Below are 16,921 nucleotides of genomic sequence, written 5' to 3'. Positions count from 1 at the left end.
CTTAGAGCAAAGTGGCGCTGTCATAAATAAGCAAAAAGCCTCGCTGATAAATCAGACAAGGCTTTGGCGGCAGATCCCCTTCAGGGGTTTTGCCGGATGGCGGCACAAGGCCTTATCCGGCCTACAAAAATTAACGCGGAAGGACGTCGTCAGGCAAATTGTAAAGCTGTGCCAGGGTGTAAACCTTATCGTTAACACCGGTAAGCGAAACGCGATTCCCCTGTTGCTTGCCCTGGTCAACCAGATGCAACAGCAATGCCAGACCACCGGTATCAACCCGGGAAACCTGGCTCAGATCGATGCAGGTGACCCCTTTCATCGCCTCAATACGTGCATCCCATAACGGATTTAACACGTCCTGATCCAGCTCTCCCGCGAGCGTCAGCTTGTCACCTTCACGCGTCCAGGTGAGTGACTGCGTCATTATTTCTTCTCTTCCAGGGTGATTTTCTGCTGAGAGATAGATTTCAGCTGCGCGGTCAGGCCATCAATACCTTTCGTGCGCAGCAGGTCGCTCCACTCATTTTGCTTGGTGGTGATCATACTTACGCCTTCGGCGATCATGTCATACGCCTGCCAGTTACCGGTCTGAGAATTTTTACGCCACTGGAAATCCAGACGCACCGGCGGACGTCCGTTTGGATCGATGATGGTTACGCGGATAGGCACAATCGTCGCATCACCCAGCGGCTGTTCCGGCGCGATCTGATAGGTCTGACCGTGGTACATTGCCAGCGCCTGACCGTAAGCCTGCTTCAGGTATTCGCGAAACGCGGCGAAATAAGCGTCACGCTGCGCAGGCGTAGCTTCTTTGTAGTAGCGCCCTAATACCAGCGCCCCCGCATATTTTACTTGCACATACGGCAGCAGCTCCTGATCGACAACCTGACGCAGATAGTCCGGGTTGGAACGAATTTTAGGTTGCTCGTTTTTCAGACGATCGAAAGTTTTCTGCGCCGCCTCATTCATCAGTTTATACGGGTTAGTCTGGTCCGCTGCGGTTGCCACGCTAAGTGGGGAAATGACCAGCATAGCCACCATCATCAATCGTTTAAACATACGTCGATTCTCCTGAGATTATTTCGTTGCGCCCGCAGGCGTAGTGGCTTCATTATTGCCTTCAGTTGCGGCTGGCGCATCGCCAGAATTCTTATTGTCATCACCTTTACTGTTGCTGTTGTAGAGGAATTGACCAATCATATCTTCCAGCACCATCGCAGATTTCGTGTCCTGAATCGTACTGCCATCTTTGAGGATAGACGTTCCCAGCTCAGGATCTTCAAAACCCACGTTTAATGCCAGATACTGCTCACCCAACAGACCAGAGGTGCGGATGCTCAGCGAGCTGGTGTCCGGGATATGGTTAAAGCGCGATTCGATGTCCAGCGTTACGCGTGGCAGGTAAGTTTTGGGATCTAACGAGATATCCGAAACTCGCCCCACAACAACCCCACCAATCCGCACGGGAGAGCGCTCTCTCAGGCCGCCGATATTATCAAAGGTCGCATAAACCGTGTAGGTTGGTTCAGTACGCATGGAGGTCACATTAGCCGCTTTCAGGCAGACAAATAGCGCCGCCAGCAGCGCAACCAGCAGGAATACCCCAACCCAAATTTCATTTTTTTTCGTTTGCATGAACTCAATTCCCAAACATCAGTGCGGTCAGCACAAAATCCAGCCCCAGAACGGCAAGAGAGGCGTGCACAACGGTGCGTGTCGTAGCCCGGCTAATTCCGGCGGAGGTCGGAATCGCATCATAACCATTGAACAATGCAATCCAGGTGACCGTAATGGCGAACACCACGCTCTTAATCAAACAGTTGACCAGATCCAGACGCCAGTCGACGGCATTTTGCATAGCCGACCAGAAAAAGCCGGCATCAATACCTTTCCAGCTTACGCCAACCAGTGAACCACCCCAGATCCCCACGGCGACAAAAATAATCGTCAGCAGCGGCAATGAAATGACACCCGCCCAAAAACGCGGAGAGACCACTCGACGCAGAGGATCAACCGCCATCATTTCCAGGCTGGAAAGCTGTTCGGTTGCCCGCATCAGGCCGATTTCCGCGGTTAACGCCGATCCGGCTCGCCCGGCGAACAGCAGCGCCGCAACAACCGGCCCCAGTTCTCGCAGCAAGGACAGCGCCACCAGCATACCGAGACTGGTTTCTGCGCTGTAGGTTGTCAGGACCAGGTATCCCTGCAATCCCAGCACCATCCCGATGAACACGCCAGAAACGATAATGATCAGCATCGACAGGACACCGACATTATAGAGCTGGCGGATCAGCAGCGGCGCATGTTTGCGAAACTCCGGCTTGCCGACTACCGCATTGAACAACATTAATCCGGCTCGCCCGAACGTCCTGAGGGTTTTTATTCCCCGATGTCCGAGTGATGCCAGCGCATTTAACAACATGGGTGGCTTAACTCCCTGTTTTGAGTAAATCGGTGTGGTAGTCGCCCGCTGGGTAGCGGAACGGAACCGGCCCATCGGCAATACCATCGAGGAACTGACGCACGCGCGGATCGGCATTTTCTTGTAGTGCCTGAGCACTACCGTAGGCCACTATCTTTTTGTCCGCCATAATATAGGCGTAATCCGCAATACTCAGTACCTCTGGCACATCATGAGAGACCACCACGCAGGTGACGCCCAGCGCGTTGTTCAGTTCTGAAATCAGCTTCACCAGCACACCCATGGTGATAGGATCCTGACCGACGAACGGTTCATCAAACATAATGAGATCTGGCTCCAGCGCAATGGCGCGTGCTAATGCCGCACGTCGCGCCATCCCCCCGGATAATTCAGAAGGCATGAGTTTTGCCGCACCACGCAGGCCGACAGCTTCCAGTTTCATCATCACCGTGCTCTTGAGCAACGCCTTGGGCAGCGTCGTATGCTCACGCAGTGGATAAGCGACGTTGTCAAACACGTTCATGTCGGTAAACAGCGCCCCGGACTGAAACAGCATACTCATGCGCTTACGCACGGTGTACAAACGTGAACGAGACATGGCTGGGACGTTTTCGCCGTCAAACAGGATTTCGCCCTTATCTGGCGGGATCTGCCCGCCAATCAGACGTAACAGCGTCGTTTTGCCGATGCCTGATGGCCCCATGATCGCCGTCACCTTACCGCGCGGCACCGTCAGGGAAATATTATCAAAGATGCAGCGGTCACCTCGGGAAAAGCTGACATCGCGCATATCGACTAGATTCGCCACAGACTGACCCATTGATTCATCCTTTACTATTGCCTCGTTGATCGAAGAGTTGGCGCTCAATTTAGCCCTGAACTCGACATATTTACAGATTATTGCCTGTCCTGGTTAGCGAAAGCTGGCATTTGTTTTACTTTTTAGCCGCATAAAGTCAAAATTAAGAATTCGTTACGGCTTCCAGAAGATCCTTCAAGTGGACCGGCGAGTATACCTGAAGAAAGGACTTTAGATGCTTTTAGCGACGGCACTGTTAATAATTGGTTTACTTCTGGTGGTCTACGGTGCCGACCGTCTGGTATTTGCTGCATCTATTTTATGCCGCACCTTCGGTATCCCCCCCATCATTATTGGAATGACGGTCGTCAGCATCGGCACATCCCTACCTGAGATTATTGTCTCTGTTGCGGCATCAATGAATGGGCAGCTCGATTTAGCCGTCGGTACCGCCATCGGCTCCAACATCACCAATATTCTTCTTATTTTAGGCCTGTCAGCACTCATTCATCCTTTTACCGTGCATTCCGATGTTCTGCGTCGTGAATTACCGTTAATGTTGCTGGTAAGCATTTTGGCCGCGTCCGTTCTGTATGACGGGCAGTTAAGCCGCAGTGATGGCCTCTTTCTTCTGCTTCTGGCCGTGCTATGGCTGCTATTCATTGTTAAAATCGCCCGTCTGGCAGAACGCCAGGGCAATGACAGCCTGACTCGGGAGCAAGTTGCGGAACTGCCTCGCGAAGGCGGATTGCCTGTCGCATTTTTATGGCTGGGGATAGCGCTGATCATTATGCCAATGGCAACGCGTATGGTGGTTGATAACGCCACTGTACTGGCAAATTACTTTGCCATGAGCGAGCTTACTATCGGTTTGACGGTCGTCGCCATTGGTACCAGCCTGCCAGAACTGGCAACCGCCATTGCAGGTTTGCGTAAAGGTGAAAGCGATATTGCCGTCGGTAACATCATCGGCGCTAACATTTTTAATATTGTTATCGTTCTTGGGTTACCTGCACTGATTACACCGGGCGAGGTCAACCCGATGGCCTTCGTCCGGGACTACAGCGTCATGCTGCTGGTGAGCGTTATTTTTGCATTACTCTGCTGGCGACGTCCGCGCCAGATTGGTCGTGGCGCAGGGGCGCTTCTGACCAGCGGTTTTATCATATGGCTGGCGATGCTGTATTGGTTATCGCCACTTCTCGTTGGATAACTGGAAACGCATTATGTCGCACTTAGAGTTGCAACCGGGTTTTGACTTTCAGCAAGCAGGCAAGGAAGTCCTGACAATTGAACGTGAAGGCCTGGCGGAGCTTGATCAGTACATCAACCAGAACTTTACCCTCGCCTGTGAAAAGATTTTCAGTTGCCCGGGCAAAGTCGTGGTGATGGGAATGGGAAAATCAGGGCATATCGGGCGCAAAATGGCCGCTACGTTTGCCAGTACCGGCACGCCCTCATTTTTTGTGCATCCTGGCGAAGCCGCACATGGCGATCTGGGTATGGTGTCACCGCAGGACGTCGTGATTGCCATTTCTAACTCCGGTGAATCTAATGAGATTGCAGCGTTAATTCCGGTGTTAAAACGCCTGCATGTCCCCCTTATCTGCATGACGGGTCGTCCGGAAAGCAGTATGGCGCGTGCAGCAGATGTCCATCTGTGTGTTAAAGTGCCCAAGGAAGCTTGTCCGTTAGGCCTGGCGCCGACCAGCAGCACGACAGCAACACTGGTGATGGGCGATGCCCTTGCGGTGGCATTATTAAAAGCGCGCGGCTTCACCGCAGAAGATTTTGCGTTATCTCATCCTGGTGGCGCACTGGGGCGTAAGCTTTTGTTGCGCGTTAACGATATTATGCATACGGGAGACGAAATCCCGCATGTGACCAAAAGCGCCAGCCTGCGTGACGCCTTACTGGAGATCACGCGGAAAAATCTCGGCATGACCGTCATTTGCGATGACGCGATGAAGATTGACGGCATCTTTACGGATGGCGATTTACGTCGTGTCTTCGATATGGGCGTTGATGTACGCCAGTTAGGCATTGCGGATGTGATGACCCCTGGGGGCATTCGCGTGCGTCCAGGGATTCTTGCCGTTGATGCGCTGAACTTAATGCAGTCCCGCCATATCACCTCGGTAATGGTTGCTGATGGCGACCAGTTACTGGGTGTGTTACATATGCATGATCTGCTGCGTGCAGGTGTAGTGTAAGAAACTCAAGGATAAAGAAAATGAGTAAAGCAGGTGCGTCGCTTGCGACCTGTTATGGACCCGTCAGCACTGACGTCATCACCAGGGCAGAAAACATCCGTCTGCTGATCCTTGATGTGGATGGCGTACTGTCTGATGGTCTGATTTATATGGGCAACAACGGTGAAGAGCTGAAGGCGTTTAACGTCCGCGATGGCTACGGAATTCGCTGCGCGCTCACTTCCGGCATTGAGGTTGCCATTATTACCGGACGAAAGGCTAAACTTGTAGAAGATCGCTGTGCCACATTAGGGATCACACATCTGTATCAGGGGCAGTCGGACAAACTGGTTGCCTTTGGCGATCTGCTTAGCAAACTGGCGATCGCGCCTGAGAATGTGGCGTATGTTGGCGATGATCTGATCGACTGGCCGGTGATGGCAAAAGTGGGATTAAGCGTAGCGGTAGCGGATGCTCATCCGTTGCTGATCCCGCGGGCCGATTACGTCACCCGTATCGACGGGGGATGCGGCGCAGTGCGCGAAGTCTGCGACTTATTACTGCTGGCGCAGGGCAAACTGGATGAGGCCAAAGGGCAATCGATATGAGCAAAACCAGACGTTGGGTTATCATTCTACTGTCGCTGGCTGTCCTTGTGATGATTGGTATTAACCTGGCAGACAAAGACGACACCGCTCAGGTTGTCGTTAATAACAACGAGCCAACCTATAAGAGCGAGCATACCGACACCGTCGTGTACAGCCCCGAGGGCGCGCTGAGCTATCATTTGATCGCGCAACACGTTGAATATTATTCAGATCAAGCAGTTTCGTGGTTCACTCAACCGGTGTTAACCACGTTTGATAAGGACAAAGTACCGACCTGGTCAATCAAGGCCGATAAAGCCAAATTGACCAACGATCGGATGCTGTACCTGTATGGCCATGTTGAGGTTAACGCGCTGGTGCCTGACTCTCAACTACGCAGAATTACTACCGATAACGCGCAGATCAACCTTGTGACGCAAGATGTCACTTCCGATGATCTGGTCACGTTGTATGGAACAACATTTAACTCCAGCGGACTGAAGATGCGCGGCAACTTACGCAGCAAGAACGCCGAGCTGATTGAAAAGGTTAGAACCTCATATGAAATCCAAAACAAACAAACTCAGCCTTAATCTTGTGCTTGCCAGCTCACTTCTGGCCGCCAGCATTCCGGCATTCGCCGTCACTGGCGATACCGAGCAGCCGATCCACATTGAATCGGACCAGCAGTCTCTGGATATGCAGGGCAACGTGGTGACGTTTACCGGCAATGTCATCGTGACTCAGGGCACGATCAAAATTAATGCCGATAAGGTCGTCGTCACGCGTCCGGGCGGTGAAGACGGTAAAGAAGTGATTGACGGTTATGGCAATCCGGCGACCTTTTACCAGATGCAGGACAATGGTAAACCGGTTAAAGGCCGCGCCTCACAGATGCACTATGAGCTGGCAAAAGATTTCGTCGTCCTTACCGGTAAGGCTTATCTGGAACAACTCGATAGCAACATCACGGGCGATAAGATCACCTATCTGGTAAAAGAACAGAAAATGCAGGCCTTCAGTGAGAAAGGCAAACGCGTCACCACCGTTCTGGTTCCGTCGCAATTGCAGGACAAAAACAAGACCAAGGCTCCGGCAGAGAAAAAAGGTAACTGATTCGTTATGGCAACATTAACTGCAAAGAATCTTGCAAAAGCCTACAAAGGCCGTCGTGTGGTGGAAGATGTCAGCCTGACCGTCAACTCCGGGGAGATCGTCGGTCTGCTCGGCCCTAACGGTGCGGGCAAAACAACAACCTTTTACATGGTTGTCGGCATTGTCCCGCGCGATGCGGGCAACATTATCATTGATGACGAAGATATCAGTCTGTTACCCCTGCATGCGCGCGCGCGTCGCGGCATCGGCTACTTACCGCAGGAAGCCTCTATTTTTCGTCGCCTGAGCGTATTTGATAACCTGATGGCGGTACTGCAAATTCGTGACGATCTTTCCAGCGAGCAGCGTGAAGATCGCGCCAATGAGCTGATGGAAGAATTCCATATCGAACATCTGCGTGACAGCCTTGGACAGGCACTCTCCGGTGGGGAACGCCGCCGTGTGGAGATCGCCCGCGCACTGGCCGCTAATCCTAAATTTATCCTGTTGGATGAACCCTTTGCCGGTGTTGACCCAATTTCCGTCATTGATATCAAACGTATTATTGAACACCTGCGCGACAGCGGGCTTGGCGTGCTGATTACCGACCATAACGTGCGCGAAACGCTGGCTGTTTGTGAGCGCGCCTACATTGTGAGCCAGGGACACCTGATTGCACACGGTACGCCGACAGAAATCCTGCAGGACGAGCACGTTAAACGCGTATACCTTGGGGAAGACTTCAGACTCTGATAGGGTAGTAGACTTCACGTCACCGCAGGAGACAACAACTCTGAACATGAAGCAAGGTTTGCAACTCAGGCTTAGCCAACAACTGGCGATGACGCCTCAGCTACAACAGGCTATCCGTCTGTTGCAGTTGTCCACGCTGGAACTTCAGCAAGAACTTCAGCAAGCGCTGGAAAGTAACCCACTGCTCGAGCAAACCGATCTTCACGACGAAATTGATACCCAGGAAAAGCAGGATAGCGAATCCCTCGATACGGCTGACGCACTCGAACAAAAAGAGATGCCAGAAGAGCTGCCGCTGGATGCCAGTTGGGATGAGATTTACACCGCAGGGACGCCGTCTGGCACCAGCGGGGATTACATTGACGACGAACTGCCTGTGTATCAGGGTGAAACCACGCAATCGCTGCAAGATTACCTGATGTGGCAGGTGGAACTGACCCCATTCTCAGATACCGATCGTGCTATTGCCACGTCAATTGTGGATGCAGTCGACGAAACGGGCTATCTCACCGTCACGCTGGACGACATTCTCGACAGCATGGGCGATGACGACATCGGTATCGATGAAATCGAAGCCGTGCTTAAACGCGTTCAGCGTTTTGATCCCGTGGGCGTGGCGGCAAAAGATCTCCGCGACTGCTTACTGATCCAACTTTCACAGTTTGATAAAGTCACGCCGTGGCTGGAAGAAGCGCGGCTGATCATCAGCGATCACCTTGATCTGCTCGCCAACCACGACTTCCGCACCCTGATGCGCGTAACCCGACTGAAAGAAGATGTGCTGAAAGAAGCCGTCAATCTTATCCAGTCGCTTGACCCAAGACCTGGACAATCTATCCAGACCGGTGAACCAGAGTACGTCATCCCGGATGTGCTGGTGCGTAAGCATAACGATCGTTGGGTAGTCGAACTCAACAGTGACAGCATTCCGCGTTTACAGATCAACCAACACTACGCCGCCCTGTGCAATAACGCGCGCAATGATGCTGACAGCCAGTTCATTCGTAGCAACCTTCAGGATGCAAAATGGCTGATTAAAAGTCTGGAAAGCCGCAATGACACGCTATTGCGCGTTAGCCGCTGTATCGTTGAGCAACAGCAAGCCTTCTTTGAGCAAGGCGAAGAGTATATGAAACCGATGGTTCTGGCCGATATCGCCCAGGCCGTCGAGATGCATGAATCGACCATTTCCCGAGTGACCACGCAAAAGTATCTGCACAGTCCGCGCGGCATTTTTGAATTGAAGTATTTCTTCTCCAGTCACGTTAACACTGAAGGTGGAGGCGAAGCCTCTTCTACAGCTATCCGCGCATTGGTGAAGAAATTAATTGCTGCGGAAAACCCCGCGAAACCGCTGAGTGACAGCAAGTTAACCTCTATGTTGTCAGAACAGGGTATCATGGTGGCACGCCGCACCGTTGCGAAGTACCGAGAGTCTTTATCCATTCCGCCGTCTAACCAGCGCAAACAGCTGGTTTGACCCAACCGATAAGGAAGACACTATGCAGCTCAACATCACTGGAAATAACGTCGAAATCACTGAGGCCCTGCGCGACTTTGTCACCACAAAGTTTGCCAAGCTTGAGCAATATTTCGACCGGATTAATCAGGTCTATATTGTGTTGAAAGTGGAGAAAGTCACACACATCTCGGATGCAACACTGCATGTGAACGGTGGCGAAATTCATGCCAGCGCGGAAGGTCAGGATATGTACGCCGCCATTGACGGTTTAATTGATAAACTGGCTCGGCAGTTAACAAAACATAAAGATAAACTGAAACAGCACTAACTTGTCCGGGCAGTTAGCGGGTGCAGGACGGCCTGTTGTGCAGCACAACGGGCCATTTGTACAGTTAGCGCTTAGGTGAAATTATGACAAATAACGATACGACTCTACAACTGAGCAATGTTCTTAACCAGGAATGTACGCGCGCGGCCGTTCACTGCCAAAGCAAGAAACGCGCACTGGAAATCATCAGTGAACTGGCGGCCAAACAACTCAGCTTGCCTCCTCAGGTGGTATTTGAAGCCATTCTGACGCGCGAAAAAATGGGCAGTACCGGTATTGGCAATGGTATTGCCATTCCGCATGGAAAGCTGGAAGAAGACACCCTGCGTGCGGTTGGTGTATTTGTTCAACTTGAAACGCCAATCGCGTTCGATGCCATTGATAATCAACCCGTCGATCTGCTTTTCGCCCTGCTGGTCCCGGCGGACCAAACCAAGACGCATTTGCATACGTTGTCACTGGTTGCCAAACGCCTGGCAGATAAAACCATCTGTCGTCGCCTGCGCGCCGCACAGAGTGACCAGGAGTTGTATCAAATCATCACTGACACCGAAGGTGGACAGGATGAAGCATAACAACCCAATGGCATCCTTTTCTGTCGTTGTGAGGAGAAACAGTACATGGTACTGATGATCGTCAGCGGTCGTTCAGGGTCAGGTAAGTCTGTCGCCCTGCGAGCGCTGGAAGATATGGGTTTTTACTGCGTGGATAACCTTCCCGTCGTGTTGTTGCCCGAACTGGCTCGAACCCTCGCCGATCGCCAGATATCTGCGGCTGTCAGCATTGATGTGCGCAACATGCCCGAATCCCCGGAGATTTTTGAGCAGGCCATGAGTAACCTGCCTGAAGGCTTCTCACCGCAACTGCTGTTCCTTGATGCCGACCGTAACACGCTAATTCGCCGCTACAGCGATACGCGCCGTTTACACCCGCTGTCCAGCAAGAACTTGTCTCTGGAAAGCGCTATCGATAAAGAAAGCGATTTACTGGAGCCGTTGCGTTCACGCGCTGACCTGATCGTAGACACCTCTGAAATGTCTGTGCACGAGCTGGCGGAAATGTTACGTACCCGACTGCTGGGCAAACGTGAACGTGAATTAACGATGGTATTTGAGTCCTTTGGCTTTAAACACGGAATCCCTATTGATGCGGATTACGTCTTTGATGTCCGTTTCCTGCCTAACCCGCACTGGGATCCAAAGCTACGTCCGATGACCGGTCTGGACAGGCCCGTCGCGGCCTTCCTCGACAGACACACAGAAGTACACAATTTTATCTACCAGACTCGCAGCTATCTTGAGCTATGGTTACCCATGCTGGAGACCAACAACCGCAGCTACCTCACTGTAGCCATCGGCTGTACCGGCGGGAAACACCGTTCGGTGTATATTGCAGAGCAACTGGCAGACTACTTCCGCTCACGCGGTAAAAACGTGCAGTCACGCCATCGTACGTTGGAAAAACGCAAATCATGACCGTGAAGCAAACTGTTGAAATCACGAATAAGCTGGGCATGCATGCCCGGCCGGCAATGAAACTGTTTGAGCTAATGCAGGGTTTTGAAGCAGAAGTTCTGCTGCGTAATGATGAAGGGACGGAAGCCGAGGCAAACAGTGTTATCGCTCTGCTGATGCTGGATTCCGCCAAAGGACGCCAGATAGAAGTTGAAGCCACGGGTCCGCAGGAGGTTGAGGCTCTGGCAGCCGTGATTGCGCTGTTTAATTCGGGGTTTGATGAAGATTAGGGCAGCATCGACTAATACAGCTTATTTTCACGCATAAACGACTCACCGCCCAGCTGGCGCATTTGGCGCATGATCCACGCCTGACGACTGCGTACATAGCCGGAAGGCGCACTCGCCTTAAAACGTAACGGATTGGGCAGCACCGCCGCCAGCAATGCCGCTTCAGACGGGCTAAGACGGCTGGCGGGTTTATGGAAATAGCGCTGTGATGCAGCCTCCACACCGAATACTCCATCGCCAAACTCCGCAATATTCAAATAAACCGTCAGGATTCGTTTCTTGCTCCAGACGGTTTCTATCCCCAGCGTTAACCCGGCCTCGAGCCCTTTGCGCACCCAGCTACGCCCATCCCACAAAAAGAGGTTTTTTGCCGTTTGTTGCGATAACGTCGAAGCACCCCGAATACGGTTTTCATTACGTTCGTTATGCGCCAGCGCTTTCTCTATCGCTGAGACATCAAATCCCCAGTGATCGGGAAATTTCTGGTCCTCAGCGGCAATGACCGCCAGCCCCATCCACGGTGATATCTCATCCATACTGACCCAGTCAGAATGCGCCACATAGCCGAAATTACCCTGTATCCAGGCACCAAGCTGCCGCTCAATCATGACCGCTGAGAAAGGAACGGGCATCACGCTGAAGATCGCTATACCCCCGCCCCAAAACACGGCGAGGACAATAACCGCCCGCAGAAGCAGACGTCGCAGAAAGGCGGTAGCCCCTTTTCTCATTCAGCCAGTACCAGAACACGCGAGACCAGTTTGTCGATCCCACTCGCCGCCTGGGCGATATCCTGCGCCAGCATGTAAGCAGGCGTGGTGACAACTTTATTATCTTCATCAACCACAATGTCATCGACCGGGCAAGGCACATGTTCAGCGCCCATCTCTTCCAGTACTTCTGCCGTATCGATATCAGTACCGATGGTCAGACGCAGCGGGAAGTCAAAAATCTTAGGTAACATAGCAGGAGCAATACACATGAATCCAAGAGGTTTACCGGCCTGATGCAGCGCCTTCGCCAGAGCAGCTAAGTCGCTATCAATCCGACACTCACTGCCCTGGCTGGCAAAATTGCTCAGATTTTTTGCTGCGCCAAACCCGCCAGGCACAATTAGCGCATCCAGCTCCGTTGCGACCGCCTGGGCCAGGGGGCGAATATCACCACGCGTAATACGCGCAGCTTCAATCAGGACATTGCGCGTTTCCGGCATCGGCTCGCCCGTCAGATGATTAATCACATCCGCCTGCTGTTTATCTGGGGCAAAGCAGATAGCTTGAGCGCCATTGCGGGCAATAGCCAGCAGCGTGAGTACGGCTTCGTGAATTTCTGCACCGTCATACACGCCACATCCGCTGAGCACTACGCCAACTTTTTTCATCGTGATACTCCTTTCGCAACTGACTGAAGCATATTAATAATTCTGATTAGAATGCCACGCTTCACACATTTAACTGATTCATGTAACAAATTATTTAAGATTTGCTATCTTAACTGCGTGCGGCCTGAAAATTAGGGCTGCGCCCTTGTAAACAATGATAATAATTTACGGCGCAGCCACGATTTCCCTGGTGTTGGCGCAGTATTCGCGCACCCCGGTCAAGCCGGGGTCATTTTTTTTCCACGCTCGCAACCCAGGCTCTTAACACCGCCACGTCGTGCTGCCACTCCTGCTTCATCTCTTCAATCCATTCAGCCACGTTATCTTCCCAGGCGGGAAGGTCGGGTGATTGAATTTGCTGACCCAACTGTTGCAGGTGGCGCAGACCGACAGATCCGGCTGCACCTTTAATTTTATGACCTTCCTCAACCACGCCTTTTTTATCACGGGCAGTCAGATTAGACTCCAGCACGCTCAAATATCCTGGCATCATTTTCTCAAACACCGCCAGACCGTCGGTGATCAGCTTCGGCCCGACCAGTTCGAGGTATTGTTCCAACATGGGAATATCTAACAGCGCTTGCGATTTACTGCTTTCTTCAGACGTCACAGTGCTCTCCTCTTCGTTTCGGGTATCCCAGTATTTTTTGATCATGGCGGTTAACGCCGGAACTGACAGCGGCTTACTCAGCACGTCGTCCATTCCTGCATCCAGATATTCTTTTTTATCTTTCAGTACGTTGGCGGTGAGAGCCACCAGCGGCGGCAGATCTTCACGGGCGTATTTTTGCGTCAGTTCTCGTGAGATATCGAGCCCTGTCATATCCGGTAGCTGAATATCCAGCAGCACCAGGTCATATTCACCCGGTTTGAACATGTCCAGCGCGGCTTTCCCGGTCATGGCGACATCCACGCTGTTGCCCAGCTTTTCCAGCACCGAACGCGCAACAATAACGTTCAGTTCAATGTCTTCCACCAGCAGCACATTCAGGGCTGGTAACGGCATTTCATCGTCTTCAAAAGCATCTTCAATTTCTTCTGCCACGGCAGGAGCATGCACGGTTAGCGTAAAGATGGAGCCTTTTCCGGCCTGGCTGGAAACCGTAATATCACCGCCCATGTTTTTCGCCAGACGCTTCGAGACGGCCAGTCCAATCCCGGTTCCCGTTGCCGGTTTACCACCATGGCTGTCCTTCACCTGATAGTACATGGCGAAAATTTTATCCTGCTCATCCTGTGGAATACCGATCCCGGAATCCTCCACCTCAAAATGCAGTATGTCTCCCTCGTCATAGCGCGCCCGTACGGTCACCTGCCCCTGCTGAGTAAACTTCACGGCGTTGCTGATCAGATTCCACAGAATCTGGCGCAAACGCGTTCCGTCGGTGATGACCTTATGTGGCAGCGGTAGCGTCGGCTCAAGCACAAAGCGCAGCCCTTTTTGTTGCGCCTGCAGGCCGGAGAGGTTTTCCAGATCAGCCATAAAGCTGGTGAAATCAACAGGCTGGTTATCAAGCTGGACTTTACGCCGCTCCATCTTATCCATGTCAATAATATCGTTGAAAATATTCCCCAGCGTCACGGCGGAAACATGGATAGTTTTGAGATATTTTTCCTGCTCAGCGGTTAAATCTGTATCCAACAGGATCCGGCTTAAGCCGACAATGCCGTTAAGCGGAGTGCGCAGCTCGTGGCTGATGGTGGAAATGAAAGTGGTCTTATCACGGCTGGCGCGCTCAAGCGCGTCCTGATAACGCTTCCGCTCGGTAATATCGCGCCCAAAGCCCATCAGGCCATGTCGCTTCCCGACGCGGTCATAGTAAGGCACTTTACGAATTTCAAAGCAGGCTTTGCGCCCATCCGGGTAGTCCAGCCACTGTTCATAGGTGAGCGAGACGTTATGACGGAATACCTTCTCGTCGGTTTCAATCACCTTTTCAGCCGCCTCTGGCGAATACACATCAGCCGGCTTTAGATTCACCAGTTGCTTTTCGCTCTTACCGGTCAGCAGCTCCATAGCACGGTTACAGCCGGAGAATTCTTTATCTTCATTGCGATAAAAAACCAGGTCCGGTGAAGCATCAAGGAAAGAACGTAAAAATGAAGATTGTTGCTCGAGCTGGATCTGCGCTTCTTCGCGCTCTTTGATTTCAACCTTCAGTTGTTCGAACGTTTCCTGGCGCTCCGCTTCGGCTTTTTCGCGCTCGACAATTTCCTGGTTGAGCTGGGCAATATTATCTTTCAACTGCACATTGAGCTTGAGATCGCGCTCGCGCATCTCTTCCAGCTTTTGTACCAGTCGTGACAAGCGTTGCCGGGACTCTTCCAGTTGCTCCACCACCACAGAAAGGAAGTAGACGGCCCAGGGGGTAATTAACAGGCCAAAAAAGATAGAACGGATGACATCAATGCTTTCTACCTGGCCATGCAGCACCATGGTGACAGCCATCTGCACCACAATTGCCAACACAACCAAAGCCAGAGCCAACAGCAGCGAAAAGCGCACCAGACCTAACTTCATCATCAGGTCGACATAGTATTGCGCCAGCATACGAATTTGCTTCATAGAGGGTTCCTTCACGACAACTTGGCACAATAATACTCAATTCTCAGCGTGACGTTGAAGATTGTGCAAGAAATGCGGGGGTTATCGGTGAAATGACTGGGTAGGCGGTAGGCCGGATAAGGCATAGCCGCCATCCGGCAATGTGCGTCGGGCCGCCTGATGGCGCGCAGCTTTCAGGCCTACATGACTACGGCCTACGGAGGGTCAGATCCCCGGCGGCACCCATGGCGTACCCAGCGCCGAGCCTTGCACGCCGTGCTCGTTAAGGTACTTATCCAGTTCAACCATCCCGGTCCAGCGATTTTCACACCATAGCGGTGCTAACAGCGTTGGGCGACGCGCGCTGGCGGAAATGCGATGATAAATCACCTCTGGCGGCGTATGGCGGATCATCTCCCCAGCGGTAACCGTGTAATCGTCCAGTTCAATGCCGTTCAGCCGCCCGGCTTCCCAGGCTTTCGCCATCGTACTGCCTTTCACAATATGCAGCGGATGCAGCTTAATACCGTCGACACCCGTCTCCACCACACGTTCCATGGTTTGCAGGCATTCTGCCTGCCCTTCTCCCGGCAGACCAACAATCAGGTGCGAACAGACTTTCAGCCCGCGTTCACGCGCCAGTCGCGTGGTGTTCTGGTAGCAGGCAAAATCATGACCGCGGTTAATACGGTGCAGGGTTTTGTCATGTGCGGTTTGCAGACCAAGTTCCAGCCATACCTCATAACCCAGGTCTTTATACTCGCAAAGCAGATCGAGTACCGCATCCGGCACGCAGTCGGGGCGCGTGCCAACGCATAACCCGACGATGCTGGCCTGACTAACCGCCTGTTGGTACATCGAACGCAGCACCTGTACTTCCGCAAAGGTACTGGTATAAGCCTGAAAATAGGCCAGATAGCGCTTCGCGCGATTCACTAATTGCGCCTGATGCTCAAGCTGTTCAGCGATAGAATGATGCTGCTGCGCTTCGTCAGCAAAGGAGGCGACATTACAGAAGGTACATCCGCCACGTCCAATGGTGCCATCGCGATTTGGGCAGCTAAAGCCGCCGTGCAGCGTGAGTTTATGAACCTTTTGCCCATAACGGCGAGAAAGATCCCCACCAAACATATTGACTAATTTCTGTAACTGCATAATCTGGTAGACCGCGCCTTGAAAAGAGGCCAAAGCCTGCCATTTTTTGCCCCAGTCGGCGATGACCTGGATCAATCGCCCTGGCGAGCCTTTATTTATCGCATAACAAATCAAAATAATTGAAATTTCATTCACTCTAAATCTAATTACTTTTCCTTATATTCAGCGGTTTTTTTTATCTTCTTATACTCTCAGCGTAAAAACAGTATCTTTAAGACGCCGGAACTCTAAAAACCAGCATAAAATGCCAGTCATCTCGATAAATAAAGGGAGGACGAGGGATATCAGGCCTTTCTGACAGTGAGACAGATCACACTTCCAGGGGTATACTCCTCAGGTTAAATCAATGTAAAAAATCCTTTTATTTCAACATTTTCATAAAGTTAATCGCCCTATAGCACATTTTTGCATAAATAAGATTGCCATTTGACCTGTGTGTGGATTCCCGATAACTTGGA

General features: G+C 51.9%; 20 protein-coding genes. 11 read left to right on the top strand and 9 right to left on the bottom strand.

Features of this window, described 5'->3' with window-relative positions:
- Positions 1-130: 130 nt before the first annotated feature.
- From mlaB to mlaF, 5 genes are read right to left on the bottom strand one after another with little or no spacing between them, the layout of a single operon-like run.
- On the bottom strand, positions 131-424 hold the full coding sequence (gene mlaB, locus HV041_RS22915; protein ID WP_101741914.1) for a lipid asymmetry maintenance protein MlaB: 294 nt from the start codon (positions 422-424) through the stop codon (positions 131-133).
- A complete protein-coding gene (gene mlaC / locus HV041_RS22910) occupies positions 424-1,059 on the bottom strand; it encodes a phospholipid-binding protein MlaC (protein WP_121585110.1) in 636 nt (211 codons plus the stop codon). The genes mlaB and mlaC overlap by 1 nt, the downstream gene beginning before the upstream one ends.
- A gap of 18 nt (positions 1,060-1,077) precedes the next feature.
- Positions 1,078-1,635, bottom strand: coding sequence for an outer membrane lipid asymmetry maintenance protein MlaD (gene mlaD / locus HV041_RS22905; RefSeq protein WP_048213507.1), 558 nt, complete (start codon positions 1,633-1,635; stop codon positions 1,078-1,080).
- A 4-nt stretch (positions 1,636-1,639) separates the two neighbouring features.
- Positions 1,640-2,422, bottom strand: a complete 783-nt coding sequence (mlaE, locus tag HV041_RS22900) for a lipid asymmetry maintenance ABC transporter permease subunit MlaE (RefSeq protein WP_048213419.1) — start codon at positions 2,420-2,422, stop codon at positions 1,640-1,642.
- Positions 2,423-2,429: 7 nt separating this feature from the next.
- Positions 2,430-3,242: a phospholipid ABC transporter ATP-binding protein MlaF gene (mlaF, locus tag HV041_RS22895; protein WP_048213420.1), complete on the bottom strand. Its 813-nt coding sequence runs from the start codon at positions 3,240-3,242 to the stop codon at positions 2,430-2,432.
- A gap of 214 nt (positions 3,243-3,456) precedes the next feature.
- Between mlaF and HV041_RS22890 the strand changes: the two genes are divergently transcribed.
- The 11 genes from HV041_RS22890 to npr all read left to right on the top strand — a co-directional run bounded on the left by HV041_RS22890 (position 3,457) and on the right by npr (position 11,382).
- Positions 3,457-4,434, top strand: coding sequence for a calcium/sodium antiporter (locus HV041_RS22890; protein ID WP_048213421.1), 978 nt, complete (start codon positions 3,457-3,459; stop codon positions 4,432-4,434).
- Between the two features lie 13 nt (positions 4,435-4,447).
- On the top strand, positions 4,448-5,434 hold the full coding sequence (gene kdsD / locus HV041_RS22885; RefSeq protein ID WP_048213422.1) for an arabinose-5-phosphate isomerase KdsD: 987 nt from the start codon (positions 4,448-4,450) through the stop codon (positions 5,432-5,434).
- Between the two features lie 20 nt (positions 5,435-5,454).
- Positions 5,455-6,021, top strand: coding sequence for a 3-deoxy-manno-octulosonate-8-phosphatase KdsC (gene kdsC / locus HV041_RS22880; RefSeq protein ID WP_121585111.1), 567 nt, complete (start codon positions 5,455-5,457; stop codon positions 6,019-6,021).
- Positions 6,018-6,593 (top strand): LPS export ABC transporter periplasmic protein LptC, encoded by a 576-nt coding sequence (lptC, locus tag HV041_RS22875; RefSeq protein ID WP_048213423.1) that lies wholly within the window; start codon positions 6,018-6,020, stop codon positions 6,591-6,593. The genes kdsC and lptC overlap by 4 nt, the downstream gene beginning before the upstream one ends.
- A complete protein-coding gene (gene lptA, locus HV041_RS22870) occupies positions 6,562-7,116 on the top strand; it encodes a lipopolysaccharide ABC transporter substrate-binding protein LptA (RefSeq protein ID WP_048213424.1) in 555 nt (184 codons plus the stop codon). The genes lptC and lptA overlap by 32 nt, the downstream gene beginning before the upstream one ends.
- A 6-nt stretch (positions 7,117-7,122) precedes the next feature.
- Positions 7,123-7,848 (top strand): LPS export ABC transporter ATP-binding protein, encoded by a 726-nt coding sequence (gene lptB / locus HV041_RS22865; protein ID WP_048213425.1) that lies wholly within the window; start codon positions 7,123-7,125, stop codon positions 7,846-7,848.
- A gap of 46 nt (positions 7,849-7,894) precedes the next feature.
- Positions 7,895-9,328: an RNA polymerase factor sigma-54 gene (rpoN, locus tag HV041_RS22860; protein ID WP_048213426.1), complete on the top strand. Its 1,434-nt coding sequence runs from the start codon at positions 7,895-7,897 to the stop codon at positions 9,326-9,328.
- Between the two features lie 22 nt (positions 9,329-9,350).
- On the top strand, positions 9,351-9,638 hold the full coding sequence (hpf, locus tag HV041_RS22855; protein WP_005121327.1) for a ribosome hibernation promoting factor: 288 nt from the start codon (positions 9,351-9,353) through the stop codon (positions 9,636-9,638).
- 83 nt (positions 9,639-9,721) lie between these two features.
- Complete coding sequence (ptsN, locus tag HV041_RS22850; RefSeq protein WP_048213427.1) at positions 9,722-10,213, top strand: PTS IIA-like nitrogen regulatory protein PtsN; 492 nt, start codon at positions 9,722-9,724, stop codon at positions 10,211-10,213.
- Between the two features lie 45 nt (positions 10,214-10,258).
- Complete coding sequence (rapZ, locus tag HV041_RS22845) at positions 10,259-11,113, top strand: RNase adapter RapZ (protein WP_048213428.1); 855 nt, start codon at positions 10,259-10,261, stop codon at positions 11,111-11,113.
- Positions 11,110-11,382 carry a PTS phosphocarrier protein NPr gene (gene npr / locus HV041_RS22840; protein WP_003828770.1) on the top strand — a complete coding sequence of 91 codons (273 nt, stop codon included), beginning with the start codon at positions 11,110-11,112 and terminating at the stop codon, positions 11,380-11,382. The genes rapZ and npr overlap by 4 nt, the downstream gene beginning before the upstream one ends.
- An 11-nt stretch (positions 11,383-11,393) precedes the next feature.
- On the opposite strand, the gene mtgA is transcribed toward npr, so the two are convergent.
- From mtgA to HV041_RS22820, 4 genes are all read right to left on the bottom strand, one after another.
- Positions 11,394-12,113 (bottom strand): monofunctional biosynthetic peptidoglycan transglycosylase, encoded by a 720-nt coding sequence (mtgA, locus tag HV041_RS22835; RefSeq protein ID WP_121585112.1) that lies wholly within the window; start codon positions 12,111-12,113, stop codon positions 11,394-11,396.
- Entirely contained in the window at positions 12,110-12,763 is a 654-nt protein-coding gene (gene elbB, locus HV041_RS22830; RefSeq protein WP_048213430.1) for an isoprenoid biosynthesis glyoxalase ElbB, read from the bottom strand. Before elbB ends, mtgA begins: the two co-directional genes overlap by 4 nt.
- 229 nt (positions 12,764-12,992) lie before the next feature.
- The gene (arcB, locus tag HV041_RS22825; protein WP_048213431.1) at positions 12,993-15,329 is read right to left on the bottom strand and encodes an aerobic respiration two-component sensor histidine kinase ArcB; all 2,337 of its coding nucleotides are present in this window, start codon (positions 15,327-15,329) and stop codon (positions 12,993-12,995) included.
- A gap of 204 nt (positions 15,330-15,533) precedes the next feature.
- A complete protein-coding gene (locus tag HV041_RS22820) occupies positions 15,534-16,463 on the bottom strand; it encodes a TIGR01212 family radical SAM protein (RefSeq protein ID WP_121585113.1) in 930 nt (309 codons plus the stop codon).
- Positions 16,464-16,921 lie beyond the last annotated feature (458 nt).

This window comes from Citrobacter sp. RHBSTW-00029 (assembly GCF_014104295.1).
GTDB lineage: Bacteria > Pseudomonadota > Gammaproteobacteria > Enterobacterales > Enterobacteriaceae > Citrobacter > Citrobacter youngae.
This window is presented reverse-complemented; position numbering and strand designations above follow the sequence as displayed.